This is a genomic window from Coleofasciculus sp. A1-SPW-01, assembly GCF_040217205.1.
Classification (GTDB): Bacteria; Cyanobacteriota; Cyanobacteriia; order Cyanobacteriales; family Coleofasciculaceae; genus Coleofasciculus; species Coleofasciculus chthonoplastes_A.
On record NZ_JAVJNP010000206.1, the window covers coordinates 1 to 7,118 of the forward strand.

Consider the following 7,118-nt stretch of genomic DNA (forward strand, 5'->3'; position numbering starts at 1 on the left):
CACATTGACAACTATGAAACAGGTAACAACACGAGTATCAAATAGAGAATATGAACACCTCGCCAAGTTTTGTCAAGTAACGGAAAGAACTCAATCCGATGTTATTCGTGAGTTGATACGCAGGTTGTCAATCTCAGGGGTGTTGAACCCCATCGATTGACCGCCTATCCATCTCACGCCAATTTGAGTACAAATATGGCGTGAGGCTTCCGGCGTTCAGCTAAGGACGAATGACGAATGACGTAGCTTGCTTCTCGCGATAGCGAGTATGACGAATGACATAAGACATTTGCTGTCAACGCAAAGAAAGACTACAGAGAGTAGCCGAGTGTCCGCATAACCTGGTAAATCTGTACTCAACCCTATTTGGGGTTTAGCTGTAAATTTATAAGATTGCGATGACGACTAACGCGAAATACGTCCTAGCCCTTGACCTCGGTACCACGGGGAACCGAGCCATTCTATTTGACAAGCAAGGTGCGATCGCGGGACAAGTTTATCAGGAATTCACCCAACACTACCCCCAACCCGGTTGGTTGGAACATGATCCCCAGGAAATTTGGCGGGATACTCGTGACTGTATGCAGCAAGTCTTAAAGGATAAGGGGGTTTCGGCTTCGGAAATTGCGGCGATTGGTTTAACCGTACAGCGTGAAACCTGTTTACTCTGGGATAAAACCACAGGGGAACCCTTGCATAATGCGATCGTTTGGCAGGATCGACGCACCGCCGCCCGATGTCGGGAGTTAAGCCAACAGGGGCATGATGCGGATATTCAACAACGTACAGGATTAGTCCTGGATGCTTATTTCTCAGCCACGAAGTTAGAATGGCTGCTGAATTGGGTGCGTCAGGAAAAACCGGATACGAATTTCGATAATGTCTTAGCAGGCACCATTGATACCTGGATTCTCTGGAATCTCACCGGGGGCAAAGTCCACGTTACCGATCACAGTAATGCCAGCCGCACCATGCTGATGAATCTCGCTAATCAGGATTGGGATCACAGCCTCTTGGATTTATTTGGCATTCCGGCTCAGATTTTGCCCCAAATTCAACCCAGTATGGGACTGTTTGGTAAAACTGAATCCAGTTTGTTAGGGGAAGAAATTCCAATTATGGCGATTTTCGGGGATCAACAAGCGGCACTGTTTGCCCACGGTTGCGATCGCCCGGGTATGCTCAAATGTACGTATGGTACAGGCTGCTTCTTAATTTCCTATACGGGCAAAGAAGTGACGCGATCGGGCAATCGACTCCTTTCCACTGTCGCCTGGACAAAAGCGGCAAATGGCAGTGGCACTGATGTAGCTTTTGCCCTAGAAGGGGCGATGTTCACCACCGGGGCTTGTATTCAGTGGCTACGAGATGGTTTACAACTGATTGAGTCGGCTGCCGAAACTGAACCCCTAGCGCGTCAAGTCGAAGATACCAATGGCATCTATTTTGTGCCCGCCCTCAGTGGTTTGGGTGCCCCCCACTGGGATATGAGTGCCAGAGGTGCATTTCTCGGTATTACAGGCGGTGTCAAGCGGGAACATATGGTACGGGCGGTATTGGAATCAATCGCTTATCAAGTTCGAGAAGTCGTTGATGCCATGAACAAAGATGGCGACACCCCCATCGAACTCCTGAAAGTAGACGGTGGTGCGTCTCAGAATGACTTCTTAATGCAGTTTCAAGCCGATGTCCTTAACATCCCAGTAGAACGCCCCGCCGTTCTTGATGCGACAGCGCAAGGTGCGGCATTTGGTGCAGGTTTAGCCGTTGGTTTTTGGGATGATTACCATAAGCTCGTTAACCAAACCTCCATCGAACGGACATTTGAACCAGGAGATGGCACAAAAGTTGCCCAGGATAATTTTATCAGTTGGCAGAAAGCCGTTGAACGCGCCAAGAATTGGGTGAAGTGACATCTTCCCACAGCGGAATTTCTGATTCACCTTACTTAGGCTTCCCCGCCCTCACAGTCGGCGGGGTGGTTCATGTCTAAGTACAAATCATCGAACTTAATTATAAATATAACTAATGCTGATTAATCAGGGGTTTAATCCGTCAATAGCTCTAATCAAAAATCCAGTAAACCCTTGTCAACACCGTCATTGACTGGGATAATCATGCCGCACATATCTGGACACTAACGGCTTGATAGACCTATAAGAATAACTGATTTAATATTCAATTAACACTTTCATTCCTAATCCTGTTTAAACTTTTTAACTTTTTTTCGTAGTATCAGAAGTGAAGCAGAAAAAGTTGCTCCCACCAGCTTAGGCTAGTTGGGTCAGTATACTACAGCACAATTGATTCTGCTGCTTCAGACTAATAGAGAGGAACACAAATGGCAAGTTACAAAGTTACCTTAAAGAACGAAGCTGAAGGCTTGGATACAACTATTGAAGTACCTGATGACGAGTACATTCTCGATGTGGCGGAAGAACAGGGTATTGATTTGCCCTATTCTTGCCGTGCTGGTGCTTGTTCGACCTGCGCTGGTAAACTCGTCAATGGTGAAATTGATCAGTCTGACCAGTCTTTCTTAGATGATGATCAGATTGAAGCTGGATATATTTTGACCTGTGTAGCTTATCCTAAATCTGACTGCACCATCGTCACTCACCAAGAAGAAGAACTGTACTAATTCTGTCAATATTGTTCAGGCGTTAACTCAATCGCCTAATCCATCAATAAGCCTGCTAACTATGTTAGTAGGGAAAGCAGGAACACAAAAAAACGGTGTTCCTGCTTAAAGTATATATAGCGTTTTCATTTGCGATGTGGAACTCACGATAGTAGACAAAGGGAATAGGGAACAGGGAACAGGTGTTTTTTTTGTGATGAGAAACTAGCATTGGATTCCATAAATGATTTGAAATTGCTCTAGAAGAAGACACCGCTTTCCCCTCCATGACGTGAGGATAAAAACCGTATTATTTTCGCTGCCAGCCAGACTCAGGTCAAGCTGTAGAAAGACTAAAACATCTCCAAACAGCCACCTATGAACCATCAACAATGAACAATTATTTACCCTCCCAGTTGTAACTGTGTTTCTGTTCTGGGATGAGGTATTGCTTGAGGAATTGGTAACTCCAGGCTTCTCGGTGATTTCTTCTTAAGTTGCTGAAGTTGTTTTCGACTCGCTTTATCTTTGTTAATAAAACGGTTATTGAGAGTTTGAATCTCCTGTAATTCACTGTCGGCGGACTTAAATAACCACTTATCATCCGAGTCAAACTCAAACATCGAGGTTAAGTGACATTGAGTAGGATGACTATATCGCATACATCCACTATCAGAAGAGTTGGCATCGCAAAAAGGGCATTGAATTTGGGAACACGTATTCATAGTAGGCTGTGACATAGGTGAATTTTTCTTCAACCTCAACAGGCACGGAAATCAAGACATTTCATCCTTACCTTAACATTTCTAGACTCATTAAGTGAGGCTTAGGTTCCGATGTCCTCAAGTCTGCTGCCATAGACTTACCCTAGGGGGGATAGCCGTAAATTACTTATTATATAAAGATTTTATGAACATCCCCCCGGTGGGGGTATGGCTATAAGGGCTTGTAATCTCTTGCCTTCATGGAAGATTCACAGAATTTTACCGTTATTTTTACTCATACTTTAAATAAATTTTTACAGTTAATTATTCTTCTGAACAATTAAATTAAAATACCTCAATTATTCTCTCAAGCTATTAAATTAATTGGGAAAACTTGATATCTACTTAAAAGCCTTAATCATTTTCTTTTGTGGCTATAAACTCTAAAAAAGTAACAGGCGCTACCGAATACTCCCCATTATAACTCTTACTTTTAACAAAGGTTGGCTGAATAAAGGTGAGGAAGATGGCAAAATTCGGGAAGCAGTCAATTGATCCTCCTCATTGAGGGGTTAAAAAGTTATGAGAACACTGTTCCCTGTTCTCTTCCCTCACCACAATACTGATTCAGCAACCCCTAAGCTAAAAAACTGGATAAACTAGGTACATCTACCCAACTGTTCTCTTGATGCGATTGATGGGTTAAATCCATTAATAATTGGGAATAGACGCCTTCCGCTAGCGAAGGACTTTGATGTTTATCCGCATCAATACTTTGTACCCACTGATCCACAACCCGAATAAAGGGTGCTAAACGTCCATCCGGGTAAACTTGGGGAAATGCTAGTCGTTTGGGAATATCTACTTCTGACAGCGATTCTCCAGCCGGGGCTGCCCAAAGCTGAAATCCATGGACATAATCATTTTGGTTGGAACTGCCCAAAACTAACGTTCCGCGATCGCCATAGACTTCGACAAAATGCCCCCGCCCATTATAAGTAACGGAACTGATGCAAAGTTGGCAAGGTGTACCATCGGCTAATTCCAGCATCAGCAGACAGGTATCATCGGCGTCCACGGGTTTCAGTTTTCCCCCTTGACTGGGATCAGGACGTTCTGGAATTGCCGTACTCATTTGGGCGCACAACCGACGCACCGAACCAAACAACCAATTAATGTAATCAAAAGCGTGAGACCCCACAGCGCCTAATGCACCTCCGCCCTTTTCCTTTTGGGCGTACCAGTTCCAAGCCCGTTGCGCGTTGGCACGACTGGAGACTAACCAGTCAATTTTAATCAGACGCTTCTGACCAACATAGCCGGATTCTAAATGTTCTGCCAAGAGTTGCCATGGGGGAACAAAGCGAAATTCAAAATCTGGCATCGCCACTACCCCTTGCTGCTTGGCGAGGTGATAGAGATCTCGCGTTTCGGTAGCTGAGAGGGTCATTGGTTTTTCCAATAACAGATGTTTTCCGGCTTGCAACACCTGCTGCGCCATGTCGTAGTGGAGAAAGGGTGGGGTAGAAATACTCACCGCTTGCACATCTGGCATCGCTAGTATATCCTCCAGGCGATCGCTCGCTTGGGGAATATTATGAGATTCAGCTACCGCATTGGCTTTATCCAGGTGCGGATTATAAACCGCTACCACCTGTGTGCGGGGGTGAATCTGAAAACCTGGGATATGAATTTTCTGTCCAAATCCGGTACCGATTACAGCAACTCCAATTTGATTTGTCATTTGTTGTTCGTCATTCGTCATTCGTCATTCGTCATTATTACGAGTTCCTTGGGTTTTCAACCCAGGCAATCACGTCTTTGCCTAAGCACGTACCATTAAGTTGATCAATCTCGCGGATACCTGTGGGACTGGTCACGTTCACCTCGGTGAGATAGCCACCAATCACATCGATTCCCACAAAATATAAACCATCTTGTTGCAACTGTGGCTTGAGCAACGCACAAATTTTTTGCTCTTGCGATGTAATTTCTGTCGCTGCCACTCGACCCCCAACTGCCATGTTGCCGCGAAATTCGCTGCCTGTAGGAATGCGATTGACTGCCCCAATCGGGTCACCATTGAGGAGGATGATCCGCTTATCTCCCTCTTTAGCCGCCGGAAGATAAGTTTGCACCATGACGGGTTCATATCCCCATTTAGTGCTAATTTCGACTAGGGAATTAAAGTTGCGATCGCCTGCTTCTAGAAACAAAATCCCTTCCCCAGCTTTACCGCCCAAGGGTTTAAGTACGGCTGCTCCTTGTTTCTCGACGAATTTCTGGATGGTCAACTTATCCTGGCTAACAATGGTTTCCGGAATTACTTCCTTAAACTGTAGGGCATACATTTTCTCATTTGCCCGTCGCAAACCTGTCGGCGTATTGATGACTTGAGTCTTTTTGGGATTAATGTAGTCCAGAATATAGGTCGCGTAGAGGTAGGGAATAGTCACGGGGGGGTCAGTCCGCATAAACACAGCATCCATATCCTCTAACGGCAGGGAGACAGTATCCGAGATAGCGTACCAGCGTTCACTGACCACCCAACGCCCCTCAACGAGTTCGGCTGGGGTTAGCTGGACTTTCTCCAGATTTGCCCACGCTTGATTATTGACAACTGTTAGCTTTTGAGCTTGAGTAATCCAAACGTCATGACCTAAGGCTTGGGCAGCTTCCATGAGTGCCACACTCGTATCATGACTGGGATTAAGCTTTGAGAGCGGGTCAATGATAAACGCAAATTTCACGCTGGAATCCTACCTCGGTGATTAATAATCAAGTTGCGGCTAATAGTACCATTTTGAGGTTTGTAGGGGCGGGTTTAGGAACTTTCGTTTCACTATTGACGATAACGTTAGTTCAAAACCCGCCCCCAGCTCCCCCAGCTTCCCCAGCTCCCCCAGCTTCCCCAGCTCCCCCAGCTCCCCCAGCTCCCGGAACTCCCCTATCAATGACTTGCCCCTGCTCCGTCTTGCAGTAAGGTATCTAGTTCACCTTGTAGTTCTAACCCATACAGGTCGTCGCAACCCCCAATATGGTGGTCATTGATAAAAATTTGTGGCAGAGAACGGCGTCCATTTGCCCGTTGTGCCATTTGCTCTCGCGCCTGTTCATCACCATCGATACAATATTCGGTAAAGTTAATGCCCTTTTCATTGAGCAACCCTTTAGCCCGCATACAATAGGGACAACGGCTCCAGGTATAAATTTCGACCTTGGGTTCCATTCTCTTTTCTCAACGTCAGCAACATTTCTTAAATTTTAGCTTTCTTCGCCAGAACGTCTGCACAAAGTCATTAAATCATTCAAGCTCAACTTGAGCTAAAACGTGATCAAAATCACATATTGGTGTTGCCTCAAATGCCTAACCAGTTTAGCTAAACTTGTTAGGCTGTGGAAAACAGTAGGTATAAACTAGAGGTAAAGCATCTCAGACCTGATGCTAATCCGTGAGGAGCTAGCATCAGATATAGTAGCTAGACCCCTTAACCCAAAAAGAAACTGGATCGCTCCCGTGCAACTACCTCCCTCAGACCACTACTGCTGAATAGCCTTGAATGTTCACCAACCTTGCCCTAAAAGGGACAAGGATTGACCAAGCCAGTTTGGACAACGTAAGAGGTGAATAGCTTTTTGAGCCTAGTCCTGGCACAGACTTCCGAATACTTCCCTAGTTCGGACTATCTCTAAGCCTAATTGGTTAGGCGTTGGGTAATGCCAAGACATCTTGGACTAGGTGAGCGAAGGGACTTATTACAGGTTTTGCTGGTTCCTGGGATTATATCCATTTA

At 45.5% G+C, this 7,118-nt stretch carries 6 protein-coding genes; 2 read left to right on the top strand and 4 right to left on the bottom strand.

Annotated elements, in window-relative coordinates; all coding sequences use genetic code 11:
- The first annotated feature begins 398 nt into the window (after nt 1–398).
- A complete protein-coding gene (gene glpK, locus RH949_RS30080; protein WP_006106270.1) occupies nt 399–1,913 on the top strand; it encodes a glycerol kinase GlpK in 1,515 nt (504 codons plus the stop codon).
- Nucleotides 1,914–2,341: 428 nt separating this feature from the next.
- On the top strand, nt 2,342–2,641 hold the full coding sequence (locus RH949_RS30085) for a ferredoxin (protein ID WP_006106268.1): 300 nt from the start codon (nt 2,342–2,344) through the stop codon (nt 2,639–2,641).
- A 383-nt stretch (nt 2,642–3,024) separates the two neighbouring features.
- Here RH949_RS30085 and RH949_RS30090 read toward each other — a convergent pair whose 3' ends face one another.
- The 4 genes from RH949_RS30090 to grxC all read right to left on the bottom strand — a co-directional run bounded on the left by RH949_RS30090 (nt 3,025) and on the right by grxC (nt 6,553).
- Nucleotides 3,025–3,360 carry a hypothetical protein gene (locus RH949_RS30090; RefSeq protein ID WP_157453439.1) on the bottom strand — a complete coding sequence of 112 codons (336 nt, stop codon included), beginning with the start codon at nt 3,358–3,360 and terminating at the stop codon, nt 3,025–3,027.
- A 601-nt stretch (nt 3,361–3,961) separates the two neighbouring features.
- Nucleotides 3,962–5,089 (bottom strand): Gfo/Idh/MocA family protein, encoded by a 1,128-nt coding sequence (locus RH949_RS30095; protein ID WP_446358369.1) that lies wholly within the window; start codon nt 5,087–5,089, stop codon nt 3,962–3,964.
- 16 nt (nt 5,090–5,105) lie between these two features.
- The gene (gene gshB / locus RH949_RS30100; RefSeq protein WP_006106235.1) at nt 5,106–6,074 is read right to left on the bottom strand and encodes a glutathione synthase; all 969 of its coding nucleotides are present in this window, start codon (nt 6,072–6,074) and stop codon (nt 5,106–5,108) included.
- A 200-nt stretch (nt 6,075–6,274) separates the two neighbouring features.
- Nucleotides 6,275–6,553 carry a glutaredoxin 3 gene (grxC, locus tag RH949_RS30105; protein ID WP_006106260.1) on the bottom strand — a complete coding sequence of 93 codons (279 nt, stop codon included), beginning with the start codon at nt 6,551–6,553 and terminating at the stop codon, nt 6,275–6,277.
- Nucleotides 6,554–7,118 lie beyond the last annotated feature (565 nt).

Bases quoted from the DNA above. Each gene is read 5' to 3' on its own strand.
- glpK (WP_006106270.1), top strand. From the start codon at position 399: ATGACGACTAACGCGAAATACGTCCTAGCCCTTGACCTCGGTACCACG.
- RH949_RS30085 (WP_006106268.1), top strand. From the start codon at position 2,342: ATGGCAAGTTACAAAGTTACCTTAAAGAACGAAGCTGAAGGCTTGGAT.
- RH949_RS30095 (WP_446358369.1), bottom strand. From the start codon at position 5,089: ATGACGAATGACGAACAACAAATGACAAATCAAATTGGAGTTGCTGTA.
- RH949_RS30090 (WP_157453439.1), bottom strand. From the start codon at position 3,360: ATGTCACAGCCTACTATGAATACGTGTTCCCAAATTCAATGCCCTTTT.
- grxC (WP_006106260.1), bottom strand. From the start codon at position 6,553: ATGGAACCCAAGGTCGAAATTTATACCTGGAGCCGTTGTCCCTATTGT.